The sequence below is a fragment of the Pseudomonas sp. AP19 genome, from assembly GCF_001728855.1.
Classification (GTDB): Bacteria; Pseudomonadota; Gammaproteobacteria; order Pseudomonadales; family Pseudomonadaceae; genus Aquipseudomonas; species Aquipseudomonas fluorescens.
Window position 1 is genome coordinate 26,995 of the sequence record NZ_LXJP01000005.1, and the last position, 17,023, is coordinate 44,017.

Here is a 17,023-nt window from a genome sequence, read left to right on the forward strand (position 1 = left end):
ACTGTCCCTCTTCTTCACCCGGGACGCTTATGGACATCGAACTGGCACGCACGTTTCTCGAAATCACCCGCTGCGGCAGCCTGGCTGCGACGGCCGAGAAACTGCACGTCACCCAGACCGCCATCACCGCACGCGTAAAAAACCTCGAGAGCCAGTTGGGCAGCACGCTGTTTGTGCGCAACCGCGCCGGTGCGCGGTTGACCGCCGATGGCGAAGCCTTTGTGGTGTACGCCAACCAATTGCTGCAAACCTGGGAAGCCGCCAAGCGTGACCTGCCGCTGCCGGATGGCTACCGCAACGTGCTGCATATCGGCGGCGAGGTCAGCCTGTGCAACCCGCTGATGCTCGGCTGGGCGCAGGCCCTGCGCGAACATATCCCAGGGCACGCGCTGCGCACCGAAATACGCGAAGGCGAGTACCTGCTGCGCCAGTTGGAACTGGGTGTGCTGGATGCCGCATTAGTGTTCCAACCGCAGTACTGGCCGGGGTTGCAGGTGGAACAGGTGCTGGAAGAAAAACTGATCCTGGTGCAACGGGTGAGCAAGCCGGCGCCGTATATCTACATTGACTGGGGCCCGGGCTTTCGCCAGCAGCATGATGCCGCGCTGCCCGACAAAGCCCGTGCAGCGCTGAGCTTCAACCTCGGGCCGCTGGCGTTGCAGTACATCCTGGAGAATGGCGGCGCCGGGTATTTCCGCACGCGCGTGGTGCAGAGCTACCTGGACAGCGGCGTGATGCAGCGGGTGCCGAAGGCGCCGGAATTCAGTTTCCCGACCTACCTGGTGTACTCACGGGCGCGCGACAGTGCCGTGTTGCAGCAGGCGCTGGCGCTGCTGCGCGAGGTGGTCAAAGCCGAAAGTGACTGGTCACAACGCTGGGACCCGCTGATTTGAATCACCGTACACCACGGCGCGTGCTAGCCTGCGGGTGTTTCCTTTCGCAGCCTTATCGATGAACAAGAAAAAGTCCGTCACCATCAGCGACATTGCCAAACGGGTCGGCATGACCACTATCACGGTCTCGCGAGCGCTGAACAAACCTGACCAGGTCAAACCCGCCACGCTGGCGCGCATCCTCGACGTCGCGCGGGAGTTGGACTATGTGCCCAACGCCTTCGCCCGTGGGCTCAAACGCAGTGAAAGCCTGATCATTGGCGTGATCACCGCGTCGGTGGACAACCCGTTCTACAGCGAAATGATCAAGGCGATTTCCCGCGAGGCGAAGCAGCACGGCTACACCATCATGCTGGTGGACACCGACGAGTTGGCGGAGCTGGAAAGCAAAGCCGTCGACACGTTGCTGGGCTACCGCGTGGCCGGGATCATCCTGTCGCCGGTCTCTGATGAGCCGAGCTACCAGCCCGATTACCTGGAGCGGCTGGGCAACGGCAAGACCCCGGTGGTGCTGCTCGACCGTACGATCCACGACAGCCCGTTCAGCCGCGTGGTGCTCGACAATTACCACAGCGGCATTCAGGCCGCGCACTACCTGTTGCGCCAGACGCCCGACCTCAAGCGCCTGCTGGTGCTGACCGGCCCCGAGCATTCAAGGATCACCGTGGAGCGCCTCAAGGGCCTGCGCGAAGTGCTCGCTGAACATCCGCACGTACAGGTCGAAGTGCAGGCTGGCGACTACACGCTGATGCCGTCTTACCTGCATACCCTCGACTACCTCGCCGAACACTCGGCGCCGGACGCGATCATGGGTTTTAACCAGTTGATCACCCTCGGTGCCCTGCGCGCGTTGCGCATGCACAACATCCCCCATGACAGCCTGACCATCTGCGGCATCGACCGCCTGCCCTTCGCCGATATCTTTGGCGTGCCAATCGCCTGCGTGGCCCACGACGCCTCCCTGGCCGGCAGCAGCGCGGTACGCCTGCTGCTTGACCGCCTGGAAGACCCGTACAAGCCACGGGACAAGGTGGTCATCGCCGGCCAGTTGGAAAACGGCTAGCGACTGGTGTAGCCGCCATCGATCGGCAGGCTCACGCCGCTGATCATGCCGGCGGCATCGCTGAGCAGGAACAGCACCGGTAGCGCCACGTCCAGCGTCTGAGCAAAACGCCCCAAGGGAATGGCCGCCAACGCCGGATCGCGCTTGGCTGGGTCGGACCAGGCCATGGCGGCCATCGGCGTGAGGGTGACCGTGGGGTTGACGCTGTTGACGCGAATGCCGAAGCGGCCCCACTCGGCGCATTGCACGCGGGTGATGGCGTCCAGGGCAGCTTTGGAGGCGCAGTAGCTGAGGTGATCGTCGAGGGCGACCAACGAAGCCTGGCTGGAGACGTTGACGATGCTGCCGGCGAGCTTCGCCTCGATCATTTTTGCCGCGACCCGGCTGGCGACCTGGGCGGCGGCACGGGCGTTTACGTGCATCACCTGATCGAAGGCGGCGGCGCTGATCGCGGCGGCGGGTTCAAGCCGGGAAATACCGGCGCAGTTGACCAGGCCGTGCAGTGGCGGCAGGTCATGCAGGGCGTTGTCGAGGGCGGCGCTGTCGGCGATGTCCACGCACACCGCGTGGCAGCCCAACCTGGCCAAGGCCTCGGCGTCGCGGCCGAGGGCGAAGACTTCGGCGCCGCTGTTGATGAGCTGAAGGGCAATCTCATGGCCGATGCCGCTGGTGGCACCGGTGACGAGAATGCGCCGGTGGGTGAAGTTGAAGGTGGTGGTCATGGTCACTCTTCCATAGACAATAAAGGTCCACTGTGGGAGCTGGCTTGCCTGCGATTACGGTGGGCCAGTTAGCCCATTTGCCACTGATACACCGCTATCGCAGGCAAGCCAGCTCCCACATTCGGACCGTGTTGAATCAATCGGATTGCAAGCTGTGCATGATCGGTTTCAACGCGGGATACAGCTTCAAATACTCGCCAAACGCGCGGTCATAGGTCACGACATTCTCGCGCTTGGGCTGCGCGCGCAGTTCCAATTGCACCCAGCCCTTGTCCATCTGCGCATCGCTCACCAACCCCAGCGTATGCGCAGCCAGCAACGCCGCGCCCATTGCCGCCTCAACTTCTTGCACGATGGTGTAAACCGGGTACCGCGTGATGTCCGCAATAATCTGCATCCACAAATCCGAATGACTCGCGCCACCGACCACAATCAGCCGCGGGTCCAGTGATTGCGCGCCCTGGGTGCCGGCTTCGATATTGTGCCGCAGGGCAAAACTCACCCCCTCGAGCACCGCGCGGTACAGGTGAATGCGGCTGTGATACAGGTTCAGCCCGACAAAACTGCCGCTGGCACGGTCATCCCACACCGGGCTGCGTTCGCCCATCAAGTACGGCAGGAACAACAAGCCTTCGCTGCCTGCCGGGATCTTCATCGCGCGCTGTTCCAGCAACGCCAAACTGTCCTGGCCAGTAGCCTTGGCCTGTTGCTCTTCGGCCTGGCAGAACTGCTCGCGAAACCAGCTGACCGATGCCCCGGCGGTGATGGCACCGCCGAAGATGTACAGGTCCCGATGGCCGTTGTAGACGTGGGGCATGCTCACCAGGCCGTGGCGTGCGTCGACGTGCTGGTTCAGATAGCCCCAGCACATGCTGGTGCCGATCATTGCCACATGGTTGCCCGGCTGCGTAACGCCTGCGGCCAGGGTCGCCATCGCCGCGTCCACGCCACCGGCGAGAATCGGTGTGCCTGCCTGCAGGCCCAGGCGCGCGGCCCAGGTCTCCAGCAGCCCACCCACCACCTCGCCGGAATACACCAACCGCTCAGGCATCATTGCCAGCGGTATCTGCAGTGCTGCGAGCATGTCTTCGGACCAGCCGCGCTGCGCCACGTCATAGACGCCGCCGATATTGCCGGCGCTGCTGTGGTCCACTGCCAGTTCACCGGTAAGGCACCAGTTGATATAGCTGTTGGGCGGCAGCAGGTAACGCGTGTTGGCCCATACTTGCGGCTGATGCTGCTTGAGCCAGAGCATCTTGGTGAAGCCGTAGTAGCTGTCCACCGAGTTGCCGGTGACCGCGAACAAGCGTTCAAGGTCAACATGCTCGCGCACCCAGGCCACCTGCTCGCCGGCACGGCGGTCCATCCAGATCAGGCACGGGTGCAGCGGCGTGATCTGCGCATCCACGGCAATCCCCGAGCCGCCGTACAGGCTGCTGATGCACAGCGCCTTGACCTGCTCTGCTGCCACCCCGGCCTTGGCCATGCACTGCGCCACGCAGGCCTCGACCGCGTCGAGCCAGACCTGCGGCCATTGCTCGGCCCAGCGCACTTTCGGGGTATCGACGCGATACCCCTGGCTGTGCTGGGCGATGATCGTGCCTTGAGCATCCACCAGCAGCGCCTTGGTGCTCTGGGTTCCAATGTCGACACCCATGACATAGTTCATCTCAAAGTACCGGCTTCAACAGCACCTTGATCGACTTCGTCGAGTTGGCCAACTCGAACGCTTCGGCAAAGTGATCCAGCGGGAAGTCGTGAGTGACGATGCCTTTGGAGGTGACCAGGCCGCGCTCGAACAGGTCGATGGCAATCGGGTAGCAATACGGGCCCAGGTGCGCGCCGCGTACGTCGAGCTCCTTGCGGTCGCCGATGATCGACCAGTCGACGCTGGTTTCGGCACCGAATACGCTGAACTCGACAAAGCGCCCGAGTTTGCGGATCAGGTCCAGGCCCTGGGTCACGCCGGCCGGTACGCCGGTGGTTTCGATGTACACGTCGCAGCCGTAGCTGTCGGTGAGGCCGTTGATGATCTCACGGGCGTTGTCGCGGGATGGGTTGATCACCACGTCGGCGCCGAATTGCTTGGCCAGTTCGAGGCGCTCATCGACCATGTCGATCACCACCAGTTTTTTCGGGGTCTTCAGCGCGGCCACCTGGACCATGCACAGCCCGAGGGTGCCCGCACCGGCGATCACCACCACGTCATCCAGCTGGATTTCGCCACGGTTGACGGTATGAATCGAGCAGGCCATCGGCTCCACCAGCGCCGAATCTTCCAGCGAGACCGACTCCGGAATCTTGTGCACGATGGCGGTCTTGGGAATGCGCATGTACTGGGCCATGCCGCCTTCGGCCACTTCACGCTGGAAGCCAAAGATGTTGTGCACCTCGCACATCCAGTATTTACCCGACTTGCAGAAGCGGCACTTGCCGCACGGCACGATCTGTTCGGCGATGACCTTGTCGCCGACCGCCACTTCAAAGTGCTCTTCAGCGCCCTCGCCGACTTCCACCACGTAGCCAAAAAATTCGTGGCCCGGCACCACGGGCGCCTTGACCCACGGGTTGTCGCCGCCCCAGAACATCGCCGCCCCCGAGTGGCATTTGCAGTCGCTGGCGCAGATGCCGCAGGCGGCGATGCGGATCACCAGTTCATTGGGGCGTGCCTGAGGTTTGCTGATGCGTTGCAGGCGGTAGTCCTTCGGGCCGTGGCAGACGACGGCTTGCATTTCGGTGTGCTTGTCCATGGTGTTCGATCCTGTCTTGAGAGGAGTTTATTTATGGCGCTGACGGCTGATAAAGATCGCCAGCAAGATGATTGCGCCCTTGATCACACTCTGGACGTAGGGCGAGACGCCGAGCATGTTCAGGCCGTTGTTCAATACGCCGAGCAACATCGCGCCGAGCAACGTGCCGACGATCACGCCGCGCCCGCCGGCAATCGAGGCGCCGCCGAGCACCACGGCCGCAATCGCATCCAGCTCGAATGACACGCCGGCATTCGGCTGGCCGCTCATCAGGCGTGAAGTCAGCACCAGCCCGGCAATCGCCGCCGTCAGGCCGCTGATGCCGTACACCAGCAACTTGAATCGCGCCGCGCGCACCCCGGACAAACGCACCGCTTCTTCATTGCCGCCGATGGCGTAGATGTAGCGGCCGATGCGCGTGTGTTGCAGCAACACGTAGGCGGCAAAGTAGGTGATCAGCATGATCAGGATCGGCACTTCGATGCCGAACAGGCTCTGGCGGCCGAAAAAGCCGAACCACTCCGGCAGCCCGGAGATCGGGTAACCGTCGGTGTACATCAGGCCCAGGCCACGGGCGATGCCCATGGTCGCCAGGGTGACGATGATCGGCGGCATATGCAGGTAGGCGACGAACAGCCCGTTGCCGATGCCAAAGGCCACGCCGATCAACATCCCGGCGCCAATCGCCAGGCCCGGCGGCAGCCCCGCGACCATCAGGCCGGCGGTCAGGGTGCCGGACAGCGCCATCACCGGCCCCACCGACAGGTCGATGCCGCCGGTGAGAATCACGCAGGTCATGCCCACCGCAATAATCGCGTTGATCGACACTTGGCGGGCGATGTTCGACAGGTTGCTGGCGGTGAGGAAGGTGTCGCTGGCAAGAATCATCACCAGGGTCACCACCACCAACCCGACAAAGGGATAAAACGCCGGCGAACGCAGCAGCCGCGCCAGGTTCAGGCGCAGTCGGCCGGTGTCGCCGGTGTTAATGGACGTATTCACTTGAGCCCCCTGTTGCATGGCGCATGACCTCTTGAGGATTGACGGCGGACGCTTCGAGTACCTTGACGATGGCGCCCTTGTGGAACACGGCGACGCGGTCGCACATGCCGATGACTTCCGGCAGTTCGGAGGAAATCATGATGATTGCGTAGCCCTGTTCGGTAAGGCTGCGCATGAGTGCGTAGATCTGCGCCTTGGCGCCAACATCAATGCCACGGGTGGGCTCATCGAACACCAGCACGTCGCAGTGGTGATTGATCCAGCGCGCAATCACCACCTTTTGCTGATTGCCGCCGCTGAGGTTGAACACCCGGCTCTCACCGCTGGGGGCTTTGATCGACAGCTGCTTCATCAGGCTGTCGACGCTGGCGCATTCGCGGCCCTTATCGATCAAGCCGCCAGTGTTCTGGTATTTGCGCAGGTTGTTCAGGGTGATGTTTTCGCGAATGCTGAAGTCGGTGATCAGCCCTTCACTCTTGCGGCTTTCCGGGAGCAGGCCGATGCCATGGGCCAGGGCCTGGCCCGGGTCGTCGAGGGTGATTTTTTCGCCGCGCAGCCATACGTCTTTGCTCACCGACGGCAGCGCGCCCATCATGCCCAGCGCCAGTTCGGTGCGGCCTGAGCCCACCAGCCCGGCGAAGCCGAGGATCTCGCCTTTGTGCAGCTGGAAGCTGTTGTGGGGGCCGTTGCGCACCAGCTGGATGTCCTTGACCTCCAGCAACAGCGGGCCGCGCTCGGCAGTCGGCTTGGCTGGAAAGCTGCATTCCAGGCGGCGGCCGACCATCATCTCGACCAGGCGGTCGATATCGCTGTCGGCCACATCGGTCACGCCCACATTGCCGCCGTCACGCAGCACGCTGATGCGGTCGCAGACCTGGAAAATCTCCTCCAGGTGGTGCGAGATAAAAATCACCGCCACGCCCTGGCGCTTGAGTTCGCGCATGATCTCGAACAGCAGCTCGGCTTCACTGGGCGTGAGGGTTGCCGTCGGCTCATCAAGCACCAGCAAACGCGCATCCAGGGCCAGCGCCTTGGCGATTTCGACAAACTGCTGCTCGGCCACACTCAGGTGCTCGACCGCACATTGCAGGTCGATCCTCACGCCCAGGCGCTTGAACAACGCCTCCGATGCTTCGACCATCTCGCGCTTGCGCAACAGGCCAAAGCGGTTGCTCAGCTCGTGGCCGAGGAAGATGTTTTCCACCGCCGTGAGGTAGGGAATCAGGCTGAATTCCTGGAATACGATGCCGATACCGGCGGCAATCGCATCACGGTAGGTCGCGAACTGCTGCACCTGGCCGTTGATCAGGATTTGCCCCTCGTCCTGATGCTCGACGCCGCCGAGGATCTTCATCAGGGTCGATTTGCCCGCGCCATTTTCGCCGAGCAGGGCATGGATTTCGCCGCGCTCCACTTGCAGGTTGATGGCCTTGAGGGCCTGTACGCCCGGGTAACGCTTACAGATATTTTCCAGCTTCAGAAGACTGCTCATACCGCCGACCTCGTATTCAGTAGGTGACCTTAAGCCCCACGGGTTGGCGTGGGGCCTGGGCGAATTACCAGCTGAAGTCCTTGGCCTTGGCCTGGTCGATCAAGGTGATGTCCACCGGGAGCGTGGCGGGCACTTGCGAGCCCCACTTCTTGGCCAGGGCGATGCCCAGGGCAAGGCGGATCTGGTCGCGGGGGTATTGCGCCGAGGTGGCGATGAATTTGCTGCCGGGTTTCTGGATCGCCTTGATCGCTTCGGGTGCGCCGTCGACGCTGACCAGCTTCACGTCCAGCCCACTGGCTTCGATGGCCGAGAGTGCACCGAGGGAGCCGTTGTCATTCACACTGAAAATACCCTTGAGCGTGGGCTGGGCCTGCAGCATGTTTTCGGTGACGGTCAGCGCCTGGTCACGTTCCTGCTTGCCGTTCTGGACGCTGACAATCTTGATGTCGGGGTGCTTGGCCATGGCCTCTTTGCAACCGCGTACACGTTCGAGGATCGGCACCACGGCGATGCCGTCGAGGATCGCGATATTGCCTTTGTCGCCAATGTTTTTAGCCAGGTACTCACACGCCTGGAAGCCGGCGTCGAAGTTCTTCGAGCCAACAAAAGAGTCCAGCGGGCCGTCGGCCTGGGCATCCACGGCCACCACCACGACACCGGCAGCGTGGGCGGATTTGACTGCAGACTGCACGCCGACCGAATCGGTCGGGTTGATCAGCAGGATATCGATGCCTTTTTGCAGCATGTCTTCGACGTCGCTGACCTGCTTGGACACGTCGTGGCGGGCGTCGGTGATGATCAGTTTCGCGCCGATGGTTGCGCCCGCCTCTTCAAGGGCGTTTTTCATGGTGACGAAATAGGGGTTGTTGATCTCCTGGAAGGAGGCGCCGATGCGAATGGGCTTGGCGGCGTCGGCAAAAGCGGGGGCCGCGTTGCCGAGGGTGATGCTGACAGCCAGTAAACACAGGGTTTTCGGGAGCATTTTCATGGCGTGGATCTCTGTTTTGTTTTTATTTTTAGAGCAAATGTTATCGTTAACATTTTGCGAGAAGCTAGCAAGTAAATGGGTGCTGTGCAAGAGGCCATTGGTCACTCGGGGTTCAATGGCACTGCAGATTGAACCCGGTCAAATGGGGCAACTGGCTGGCCGGCGAGGCAGACACCTCGGTGCATCAGGCATTCCAAGTGGAGGCCATCGCCAGCAAGCCAGCGCCCACAGAGGCGGTGTGCACTGCGCAAAAACTCGCACAATCGCGCGCGCCAACTAAGCTCAGCCTCCAACAAAAACATCCTGAGCTTCCCGCCATGGCACACCCCACCGAAACGTTTCGCAGCCGCTACCGCAGTGAAGTGAACCGCCATTACAACCCATGGCTGCATGCAGGTTTTGTGCTCGGCTACGGCATCCTCTGCATCACCCTGGCCTGGTCCTCTACCGAGCACATCACTCCCCTCCAGTGGCTGGCAGTGCCGCTGACCCTGGTGTTTTTCAACCTGTGCATTTACCTCGTCCACCGCCACCTCGGCCACCGCAAACATACCTTCGCCCGGCTGTTCTACGCACGCCACACCGGTGATCATCACAGCTTCTTCACCCCCGGCCACATGACCTACGACAGCCCCAAGGACTGGCGCGTAATTCTGTTTCCCGCCTGGTTGATCGTGCTGCACAGCCTGATCACCAGCCTCCCCGCGTGGTGGCTGCTCAAGCAGTTGAGCCCGAATGTGGCCGGGCTGTTTGCCGGCTGCATGATCCTCGGCTACCTGCTCTATGAAGTGTTCCATGCCTGCGAACACCTGCCCGCTCACCACCCGGTGGCACGCCTGCCGTGGATTCGCCAGATGCATCAACTGCACGCGTTGCATCACCGTCGCGAGCTTATGCAAGGGCGCAACTTCAATATCGTTCTACCGCTGATGGACTACCTGTTCGGCACCTTGCACTGGGAACCGAGCGCCCACGACAACCAGGAAAAGTCATGAGCCACCGCCGCAAAAAACCGCGTCATTTACTGTTCGTGCTTGCGCTTGCGGTGATTACCTTTCTGCTGCTGATGCCGACCCAAGTGCAACCGGTGAATTGGTCCCCGCCCACGGCGCCGTCGATGAAGGAAGGCACCTACGCCGAGAACCAGCGGCTTAAGGCCGTACAAAAGATTGGCGCACAAGACATTCAAGGCCCTGAGGCTCTGGTGCTGGATGCGCAGGGTTTTCTGATCAGTGGCTTGCATGACGGCCGCATCATCCGCACCGCGCCCGACAGCCATACCCTGGAGGTGCTGGTCAACACCGGCGGCCGCCCCCTCGGCCTGGCCTTTCACCCGGATGGGCGTTTGATCGTGGCTGACGGGGTCAAGGGCTTGCTTGCACTCGATGCCAACCGCCAACTCACGCCGTTAAGCAGCGCCGCGAATGGCGTACCGTTTGGCTTTACCAATGACGTGAGCATCGACGCCAGTGGGCGCTATGGGTATTTCAGCGATGCATCACGCCGTTGGGGCTATGGCCAGGACGCTGAAGCGGTGATCGAGCATGGCGGCGATGGCCGCCTGTTGCGGTATGACTTCAGTAACGGCACCACGCAGGTGTTGCTCGATCATCTGCAATTCGCCAACGGCGTAGCCTTGGGACCGGATGAAAACTATGTGCTGGTCAATGAAACCGGCGCCTATCGCATCAGCCGCTATTGGCTCAAAGGCGAGCGAGCCGGCAGCCACGATCTGTTTGCCGAGAACTTGCCAGGCTTGCCGGACAACCTCAGCTTCAACGGGCACGAGCGTTTCTGGGTCGCCCTGTACACGCCACGCAATCCATTGCTCGATGGTTTCGCCGGCTACCCCTTGTTGCGCAAGGTGATGGTGCGGGCATTGATGGTGCTGCCCAACCCCATCGAGCACAAAGCTTTCGTGCTCGGGTTGGACACCGACGGCAAGGTCATCGCCAACTTGCAGGATGGCAGCACAGGCAATTACTCGCCGATCACCAGCGCGCGGGAATACGGCGACTGGTTGTACCTGGGCTCGTTGAACAGTAAGAGCATGGCGCGCTTGCCGCTGAAGCTGGCGCTGGCGCGTGACTGACAAAAAAGGGGCTGCCTGATCAGGCTGCCCCTTTTCCACTGCATCAGCGGATCAATGGATGATGTTCTGAGTGCAGATGTGCCCAAAGGTCACATAAGACACATTGTCACCGCCGACACCCACGCCTGGGAACTCGTCCAACTCGATACGCCAGCCGCCGAAGTTGAAGGTGGTGTCCCAGTTGTACTTCACACCGGTGCTGCTGTCCGGGTATTGCACGCGGTATTCGCCGAAGCATTCACCGAGCGCGGCACTCGCCTGGGATGTGCCCGCACTGTTGGTGCTGGCCTTGAAGTCGGTCCAGTGGAACTCGGTCCCCTCAAAGCGCTTGTCGACGCGCAGGATCGGCGTGACGCCCAACAGAGGTGCGCCAGTGGAGTCGGACCAGTTAGTGCTCCAGTTCAACGTGCGTCCGGCCTGGGTCGCCATCCAGAAGATCGATGCCGGCACCCGCACGATGTTGTCGCCCTTCACATCCGACGTGTTCAGCCGTGGCGTAGAGCCCAGGCTCAATGCGTACTGCTTGGTCGGGTCCTGCGTCACCGCAGGGTTGGCACGCACACGCACCTTGACGGTCGTGCCCGGCGTTACGCTCGGGTACGTCGAGGTGGAACCGGCCGGCACCGTGACCCAATTGGTGCCATCGAAGCGGTCGAAGATCCACTGGTTGCGGCTACCACTCTCATCGCCTGCCAGGTACATGCTCACACTTTGACCCCGTACGGCCTTGAAGTCGAAGTAATCGACGTCGTTGGCGTTGTCGAGATTACCGGTCACCTTGTTCATCGAGTCCGGCAGTACAAAGGCAGTTTGCGCGCTGTCATTCGGCTCAAAGGCATCGATGTTGGTATCCACCGCCACGCCGAAACTGAACTGCGCGTTGTTCGCGGTCTTGGCCACCATGTACCAGTAGTAGTCCCCCGCAGGCAGCACGCCGCCCAGGTATTCATCGGCATTGCCCGGGTTGTCGGAGGTGTCGATCAGCTGCGGATTACCCTGGCCGTCATCACGGAACAGGGTCAGCGACATATCGGCGCCAGCACTCTGATCGATCAACTGCACCAGCACCCGGGCGTTTTGCGGCAGGTTGAAGTGGTAAGGAAATTCCTGGCCGGTTTGCACCTCGGTGATGGTGTAAAGCGTGTTGATCTCCAGGGTGGGAAACAGCGGTTCAAAGGCGGCGACAGCCGCACTTTTAAGGGAGGCCTGGCTCGGCTTTTTCAACGCGCTGACAGCCGTGTTGAACGGCGCCGACTTGGCCGCTTTGGAAGGGGCTTTGGCCTTGCCAATTTTGGCGTCCAAAAACTTTTGTCGCAGCTCGTCCGAGATCGGCACCGCAGTCAGTGTGCCGCCAGGTTTCAGCGCGTCAATCAGACCTTGATTGACCGTTCCGGGGGTGAGTTGGGGAAGGGTTTGCTCGGCCAGGGCAGAGGCCGAAATCAAGCAGGAGGCCATCATGGCCGCGCCCAGCATCAGGGCTTTTGTGGGTTTCATTTTTTATCCATCCATAGTTAAAAAATTGAAGCTCGGGTGACCGGTGACATCCGGTCACCTGGGATGGACTGTAGAACATGACTGTATGCATGTACAGTATTTTTTAGGCGGATGTGAACTCGCGCCTACAGGAAAAAGACCACGCGCAGTCAGTACCCCGTCATCTCTAAATACCCCACGCCACCGTCAAACTGCACCGGCCCTTCCCAATACGGAATACTCAGGTTCATCCACGCATTCGGGTTAACGGCCAGGGGGGTGATATCCAGTTGTTTGGCGGGAATTTTCAGCGACCAGCGCGTGGGAATACTGCGCCCGTCTATGTCGGTGGTGGCCAGTGGTGTGAGCTGGATCTCGGCATTGTGCAGGGTCTGGGTGTGGCCCTGCTGGTCGATCCAGGTGCCAGTCAGGTAACCCGCGCCGTCCTTTTGCCGCACGCGAAACAGCATCAACTGCTCGCCACGGTCCAGGTGCAGCGAGAACCAGTCCCAACCGGTCTGGCTGGCTGCCAGGGGTTGGCTGCTCCATTCGCGGTCGAGCCAGGCGGGGCCGCTGACCGGGTACGTTTTACCGTCGAGGGTGACGCTGCCGGCCGCCGCAAAAAACGGCTGGCTGTAGTAGTAAGACGCCTGCCCTTGATCAGATTTGCGGCTGTAGCCCTTGTCGCCCTGCAGCACCAGTGGTCGGTTCGACGTCAGGTGCAAGTCGTAGGCGAACTGCGGTCCGCTGGCCGTGAGTTGCATATCCGCCAACGGGCTTGCGGCGCCTGGGCGGGTGACGAAATTCCAGTCATCGATCCAGGCGTTGAACGGCACCGCCTGAGCGCCCGCTTGGCCAATGCCGCCACGGGCGTAGCGCTCGGCGGCATAGTGGCGGGTAGCAGAGGTGACGGCGGCATGGCCCAGCCAAACCGTCGAGTCGTGCCAGCCTGGCTGTGTAGGCCCGGCCTTCAGGGCATTGCGAAACAATGTCCACTGCACGCCAAACAGGTTGCCTTGCGCATCCTTGAGATTGGCAGTGACGTACCACCATTCGATGCGAAAGCCATCATGTGGGCCATGGTCTTCGGGAAAGCTGAAGACCTTACCGGGCACCACTTGGGCGAAGTCCGCCGCATCGCTGCCAAGGCCCGCGAAGCTTTCTTCCGGCGCCGGCACTTTGTCGCACGCGCTCAACAGCACGAGCGTTGCCCACAACAGCGCTTTAATCTTCATTGGCAAAGGTCCTCAGCAAATCCGCCGGGCGGCTGCGGTACAACTGCCACAGCGGCCAGGCCGACGCCAACAAGGTGGCAAGCATCGCCAACCCCAACAGTTGGGCAAGCTGCCACGGGAATACCTGCAACGGCAGACGCCAGCCGAACGCCTGCACATTGATCACTGCGTCCAGGCACCATGCCAGCAGCAGGCCCAACGGCAAAGCCAGCACCAGGGTCAACACGGCCAGCAGCCAGGTCTGGCCAAGGTTGAGCAGCATCAACTGCCGCCGCGTCACGCCCAGCGCCCACAGCGGCGCGAGTTGGCCCAGACGGCTCTGGCTCTGGGTCAGCAAGCTGATAAACAACGCCACACCGGCCACGCCGAGGGTGAGGCTGTTCAAGGCGGCGGTGGCGGCGAAGGTGCGCTCGAACACTTGGCTCGACCAGCCTTTGAGTTGCTGTTGATCGATGATGCGGCTGTCCTCCAGGGCAAATACGCGCTGTATTTCACGCACCAGCGGCGGCACGTTTTGCGGCAGCACCCGCAGGTTGAAACGTGCCGGTGTCAGCGTCGGCCAATGCGCCAACAGGTGCTGCGAATTGACCAGCAGATGGCCCTTGGGGTTGCCGTAGTCAGCGTATATCCCCACCACGTTGGGTGACCACCGCCCCGCAGGCGTGGGGATAGCAATCGCGTCCCCCAGACGCACGTTCAAACGGCGCGCCAATTGCTCACTGAGCATCACGGTGTCGCCTTGCAGTAAGCGGTCCCACGGCGTGCTCGTAGCCTCCAGCAATGGCCAGTGCTGGCGATAGGTCGGGTCGTCGACCACGCCAAATACATCCGCCGGCCAGCCCTGCAATTGCACCGCGACTTGCCACGTAGGCAGCACCGCCTGTACCAACGGTTGCTGCGCCAACCAGGTCGTCAGCTGGTCGGCCTGGGCCGGGTTTTGTGGGTTGAGGTACAACTCGGCGGTCAGGCGTTGTTCCAGCCAATGGTTGAACGTCTGGCGGAAGCCCGAGGTCATCGACCCCGCACCAATATTCGCCGCCAGCGCCAACAGCAATGCCATCAGTGCCAGGCTCAAGGCAGGCAGTTGCTGGCGGCAGTCGGCGAGAAACCACTGGCCGAGCACCGCACGACTGCGCCCGAGCCCCACCGTCAACACCCCATTGAGCAGCACCGGCAGGCCGAGCGCCGCCCCCAGCAACAGCGTGGCCATCAGCACGAACCCGGCGGCCAGGCTGTCACCCAACCACAGCGCCAGCAGGGCGATCACCAGCGCGGTCCCCGCCACCCACCCCTGACGCCGCAACCAGCGCCCATGAGCCTCATGCCAGGCCTGGGCATTGGCCAGCGCCAGCAACGGCAAACGCGCCGCGCGCCACAGGCTACTGCCGCCCGCGAGCAACGCGCCGAACAGGCTCAAACCCAATCCTGCGAGCCACCACCCTGGGCTCAGGCTTAATTGGCCGGGCACCTCGGCGCCGTACAGACCGCGCAGGCTGGCGGCCACATCCGGCAGCAACAGGCTGGCCAACAGGTAACCGCTCGCGACACCGAGCACGCCGCCCAGCAGCGACAATACGCCGAGTTCGACACCCAGGCTGAAGATCAGTATCCGGGCACTGACCCCACAAGCGCGTAAGGTGCGCAACAGCCCACGGCGTTGCTCCAGCGCCAGGCCGATCGCCGCGTGGACGATAAACAACCCCACCACAAAGGACAAAAAGCCCAGGGCGTCGAGGTTCAGGTGAAAACTTTCGGTGAGGCGCGCCAGGTTATTTTCCTCAGCCTGCTTAAGTTGCAGCGCGGCCGGCGGTGTGGGATGGCGGGCGGCAAACGCCTTGTCCAGCAGCAAGCGTGACAGTCGCCCAGGCATCTCCAGCAAGGGCTGGGCATAGCCGATATCGGTCAACAACACGCCGGGGGCCATGTCCTGCTGCACCTGAAACGGCGGCAAGGCTTGCCCGCTGCTGGTCAGCGCTTGCTCACCTTCGCGCAAGCCCAGGGCCAACAGGGTTTGCGGGGCGATCCACGTGCGCCCCGGCGGCGTGAAAAACGCAACCCTCTGGGCCTGGCTCAAGCGCTGTCCCGCCACCGCCCCACCGCCAGGCAACGACAACGGGTCGATACCCATCAATTGCAGGCGTTGCGCCTCATGCCCCTTGAGCAGCAAACGCCCCTGCACCACCGGCGACACCGGCCACCCGGCGCGGCGCAGCTCGGCAAACAGTGCTTGGGGGAAGCTCGCACCGTCCGGCGCAGTCAGACTGGCCTGGGGCTCACCGCCAATCAGTTGGCTGGCACGCGCGTAGCTGTCTCGCGCCTGACTGTTGAGCGCCTGCACCCCGGTCAATAGCGCAGTGGCCAGCCACAGCCCGGTCAGCACGCTGAAAAACTGCACCGGGTGCCGCCGCCAATGGCTCAGCAGCGCGCGCAACGCCCAATAAAACACCGCCATCTCAACACGCGTCCGCAGGCACGACACGCCCACGGTGCAACACCACCTGCCGGTCCAGGCGCGCAGCGATGCGCGGGCTGTGGGTGACCATCAACAGGCTGGTGGGGCTGTCGCGCAGCAGGTCAAGCAACAGTTGCAGCACATCATCACTGGTGGCTTCGTCGAGATTGCCGGTGGGTTCATCGGCCAGCAGTAAACCCGGGCGCGACGCCAACGCGCGCCCCACCGCGACCCGCTGCTGCTGGCCGCCGGACAGCTGTTCGGGATAACGCTTGAGCAAGTCCCCCAGGCCCAGGCGCTCAACCAACTGCGCCTGCCACCGCGGATCAAAGCGCCCTGCCAAGCGTGCCTGGAACGCCAGGTTGTCCTCGACGCGCAAACTGCCGATCAGGTTGAACTGCTGGAATACCAGGCCGATTTCGGTACGACGCCAGCGCGCCAGTTGCGCCTCGCTCAGTTGATCCAGACGTTGCTCGCCCACCTGAATACGGCCGCCGTCGACCCGATCAAGCCCGGCCACCAGGTGCAGCAAGGTACTTTTTCCGCTGCCCGACTCGCCCATCAGCGCCAGGCTGCTACGCTCACTCAGGTACAAGTCGACGCCCCCCAGCACTGGCAACGGGCCTTGCGGGGTGACGTAGCTTTTCAGCACACCTTGCACCTGCAACATAAGAACGCTCGTTTGAAGGACTCCGAACGAGAATAACGGCTGACCGTCAGCCCTACGCAAATTTTTCACATGGATTTCACTGCTTGCCCACCCCTGCCCCTCTAAATTGCCCTCCAAGCGTCGAAATTCGGCAACTTGTTAGTTGCCAGCCGCGACTTTTTATAACCGCGAGATGTTCAGCGAAAAGACAG

The 17,023-nt window shown here is 62.2% G+C and carries 14 protein-coding genes; 4 read left to right on the plus strand and 10 right to left on the minus strand.

Annotated features, from left to right (window positions below):
- Positions 1–29 precede the first annotated feature (29 nt).
- Both A7D21_RS06245 and A7D21_RS06250 read left to right on the plus strand, forming a co-directional pair.
- Positions 30–893 carry a LysR family transcriptional regulator gene (locus tag A7D21_RS06245; protein WP_053257003.1) on the plus strand — a complete coding sequence of 288 codons (864 nt, stop codon included), beginning with the start codon at positions 30–32 and terminating at the stop codon, positions 891–893.
- A gap of 58 nt (positions 894–951) precedes the next feature.
- Positions 952–1,956 (plus strand): LacI family DNA-binding transcriptional regulator, encoded by a 1,005-nt coding sequence (locus tag A7D21_RS06250; protein ID WP_053257004.1) that lies wholly within the window; start codon positions 952–954, stop codon positions 1,954–1,956.
- Here the strand turns inward: A7D21_RS06250 and A7D21_RS06255 are convergent.
- From A7D21_RS06255 to A7D21_RS06280, 6 genes are all read right to left on the minus strand, one after another.
- Positions 1,953–2,678: an SDR family oxidoreductase gene (locus A7D21_RS06255; protein WP_053257005.1), complete on the minus strand. Its 726-nt coding sequence runs from the start codon at positions 2,676–2,678 to the stop codon at positions 1,953–1,955. The two genes, A7D21_RS06250 and A7D21_RS06255, sit on opposite strands and share 4 nt — an antisense overlap.
- Before the next feature lie 136 nt (positions 2,679–2,814).
- Complete coding sequence (locus tag A7D21_RS06260) at positions 2,815–4,347, minus strand: FGGY-family carbohydrate kinase (RefSeq protein WP_069551270.1); 1,533 nt, start codon at positions 4,345–4,347, stop codon at positions 2,815–2,817.
- A gap of 1 nt (position 4,348) precedes the next feature.
- Positions 4,349–5,428, minus strand: a complete 1,080-nt coding sequence (locus A7D21_RS06265; protein WP_069551271.1) for an alcohol dehydrogenase catalytic domain-containing protein — start codon at positions 5,426–5,428, stop codon at positions 4,349–4,351.
- Between the two features lie 27 nt (positions 5,429–5,455).
- Positions 5,456–6,448, minus strand: coding sequence for an ABC transporter permease (locus tag A7D21_RS06270; protein ID WP_053257008.1), 993 nt, complete (start codon positions 6,446–6,448; stop codon positions 5,456–5,458).
- A complete protein-coding gene (locus tag A7D21_RS06275) occupies positions 6,414–7,922 on the minus strand; it encodes a sugar ABC transporter ATP-binding protein (RefSeq protein ID WP_069551272.1) in 1,509 nt (502 codons plus the stop codon). The genes A7D21_RS06270 and A7D21_RS06275 overlap by 35 nt, the downstream gene beginning before the upstream one ends.
- A gap of 64 nt (positions 7,923–7,986) precedes the next feature.
- Entirely contained in the window at positions 7,987–8,910 is a 924-nt protein-coding gene (locus A7D21_RS06280) for a substrate-binding domain-containing protein (RefSeq protein ID WP_069551273.1), read from the minus strand.
- 317 nt (positions 8,911–9,227) lie between these two features.
- Here A7D21_RS06280 and A7D21_RS06285 point away from each other — a divergent pair, with 317 nt between their 5' ends.
- Together A7D21_RS06285 and A7D21_RS06290 are read left to right on the plus strand one after the other, a co-directional pair.
- Complete coding sequence (locus A7D21_RS06285; RefSeq protein ID WP_069551314.1) at positions 9,228–9,905, plus strand: sterol desaturase family protein; 678 nt, start codon at positions 9,228–9,230, stop codon at positions 9,903–9,905.
- On the plus strand, positions 9,902–11,002 hold the full coding sequence (locus A7D21_RS06290; protein WP_069551274.1) for an SMP-30/gluconolactonase/LRE family protein: 1,101 nt from the start codon (positions 9,902–9,904) through the stop codon (positions 11,000–11,002). The genes A7D21_RS06285 and A7D21_RS06290 overlap by 4 nt, the downstream gene beginning before the upstream one ends.
- Before the next feature lie 51 nt (positions 11,003–11,053).
- Here the strand turns inward: A7D21_RS06290 and A7D21_RS06295 are convergent, their stop codons facing one another.
- From A7D21_RS06295 to A7D21_RS06310, 4 genes are all read right to left on the minus strand, one after another.
- Complete coding sequence (locus A7D21_RS06295; protein WP_069551275.1) at positions 11,054–12,496, minus strand: hypothetical protein; 1,443 nt, start codon at positions 12,494–12,496, stop codon at positions 11,054–11,056.
- Positions 12,497–12,645: 149 nt separating this feature from the next.
- On the minus strand, positions 12,646–13,710 hold the full coding sequence (locus A7D21_RS06300; protein ID WP_069551276.1) for a lipocalin-like domain-containing protein: 1,065 nt from the start codon (positions 13,708–13,710) through the stop codon (positions 12,646–12,648).
- Positions 13,700–16,162: an FtsX-like permease family protein gene (locus tag A7D21_RS06305; RefSeq protein ID WP_069551277.1), complete on the minus strand. Its 2,463-nt coding sequence runs from the start codon at positions 16,160–16,162 to the stop codon at positions 13,700–13,702. The genes A7D21_RS06300 and A7D21_RS06305 overlap by 11 nt, the downstream gene beginning before the upstream one ends.
- 1 nt (position 16,163) lies before the next feature.
- Positions 16,164–16,832 (minus strand): ABC transporter ATP-binding protein, encoded by a 669-nt coding sequence (locus tag A7D21_RS06310; protein WP_069551278.1) that lies wholly within the window; start codon positions 16,830–16,832, stop codon positions 16,164–16,166.
- Positions 16,833–17,023: the final 191 nt, after the last annotated feature.

What these genes read in the sequence shown, in the direction of transcription:
- A7D21_RS06285 (WP_069551314.1), top strand. Translation starts at nt 9,228, where the DNA reads ATGGCACACCCCACCGAAACGTTTCGCAGCCGCTACCGCAGTGAAGTG.
- A7D21_RS06245 (WP_053257003.1), top strand. Translation starts at nt 30, where the DNA reads ATGGACATCGAACTGGCACGCACGTTTCTCGAAATCACCCGCTGCGGC.
- A7D21_RS06265 (WP_069551271.1), bottom strand. Translation starts at nt 5,428, where the DNA reads ATGGACAAGCACACCGAAATGCAAGCCGTCGTCTGCCACGGCCCGAAG.
- A7D21_RS06310 (WP_069551278.1), bottom strand. Translation starts at nt 16,832, where the DNA reads ATGTTGCAGGTGCAAGGTGTGCTGAAAAGCTACGTCACCCCGCAAGGC.
- A7D21_RS06260 (WP_069551270.1), bottom strand. Translation starts at nt 4,347, where the DNA reads ATGAACTATGTCATGGGTGTCGACATTGGAACCCAGAGCACCAAGGCG.
- A7D21_RS06295 (WP_069551275.1), bottom strand. Translation starts at nt 12,496, where the DNA reads ATGAAACCCACAAAAGCCCTGATGCTGGGCGCGGCCATGATGGCCTCC.
- A7D21_RS06255 (WP_053257005.1), bottom strand. Translation starts at nt 2,678, where the DNA reads ATGACCACCACCTTCAACTTCACCCACCGGCGCATTCTCGTCACCGGT.
- A7D21_RS06250 (WP_053257004.1), top strand. Translation starts at nt 952, where the DNA reads ATGAACAAGAAAAAGTCCGTCACCATCAGCGACATTGCCAAACGGGTC.
- A7D21_RS06305 (WP_069551277.1), bottom strand. Translation starts at nt 16,162, where the DNA reads ATGGCGGTGTTTTATTGGGCGTTGCGCGCGCTGCTGAGCCATTGGCGG.
- A7D21_RS06290 (WP_069551274.1), top strand. Translation starts at nt 9,902, where the DNA reads ATGAGCCACCGCCGCAAAAAACCGCGTCATTTACTGTTCGTGCTTGCG.
- A7D21_RS06300 (WP_069551276.1), bottom strand. Translation starts at nt 13,710, where the DNA reads ATGAAGATTAAAGCGCTGTTGTGGGCAACGCTCGTGCTGTTGAGCGCG.
- A7D21_RS06280 (WP_069551273.1), bottom strand. Translation starts at nt 8,910, where the DNA reads ATGAAAATGCTCCCGAAAACCCTGTGTTTACTGGCTGTCAGCATCACC.
- A7D21_RS06275 (WP_069551272.1), bottom strand. Translation starts at nt 7,922, where the DNA reads ATGAGCAGTCTTCTGAAGCTGGAAAATATCTGTAAGCGTTACCCGGGC.
- A7D21_RS06270 (WP_053257008.1), bottom strand. Translation starts at nt 6,448, where the DNA reads ATGCAACAGGGGGCTCAAGTGAATACGTCCATTAACACCGGCGACACC.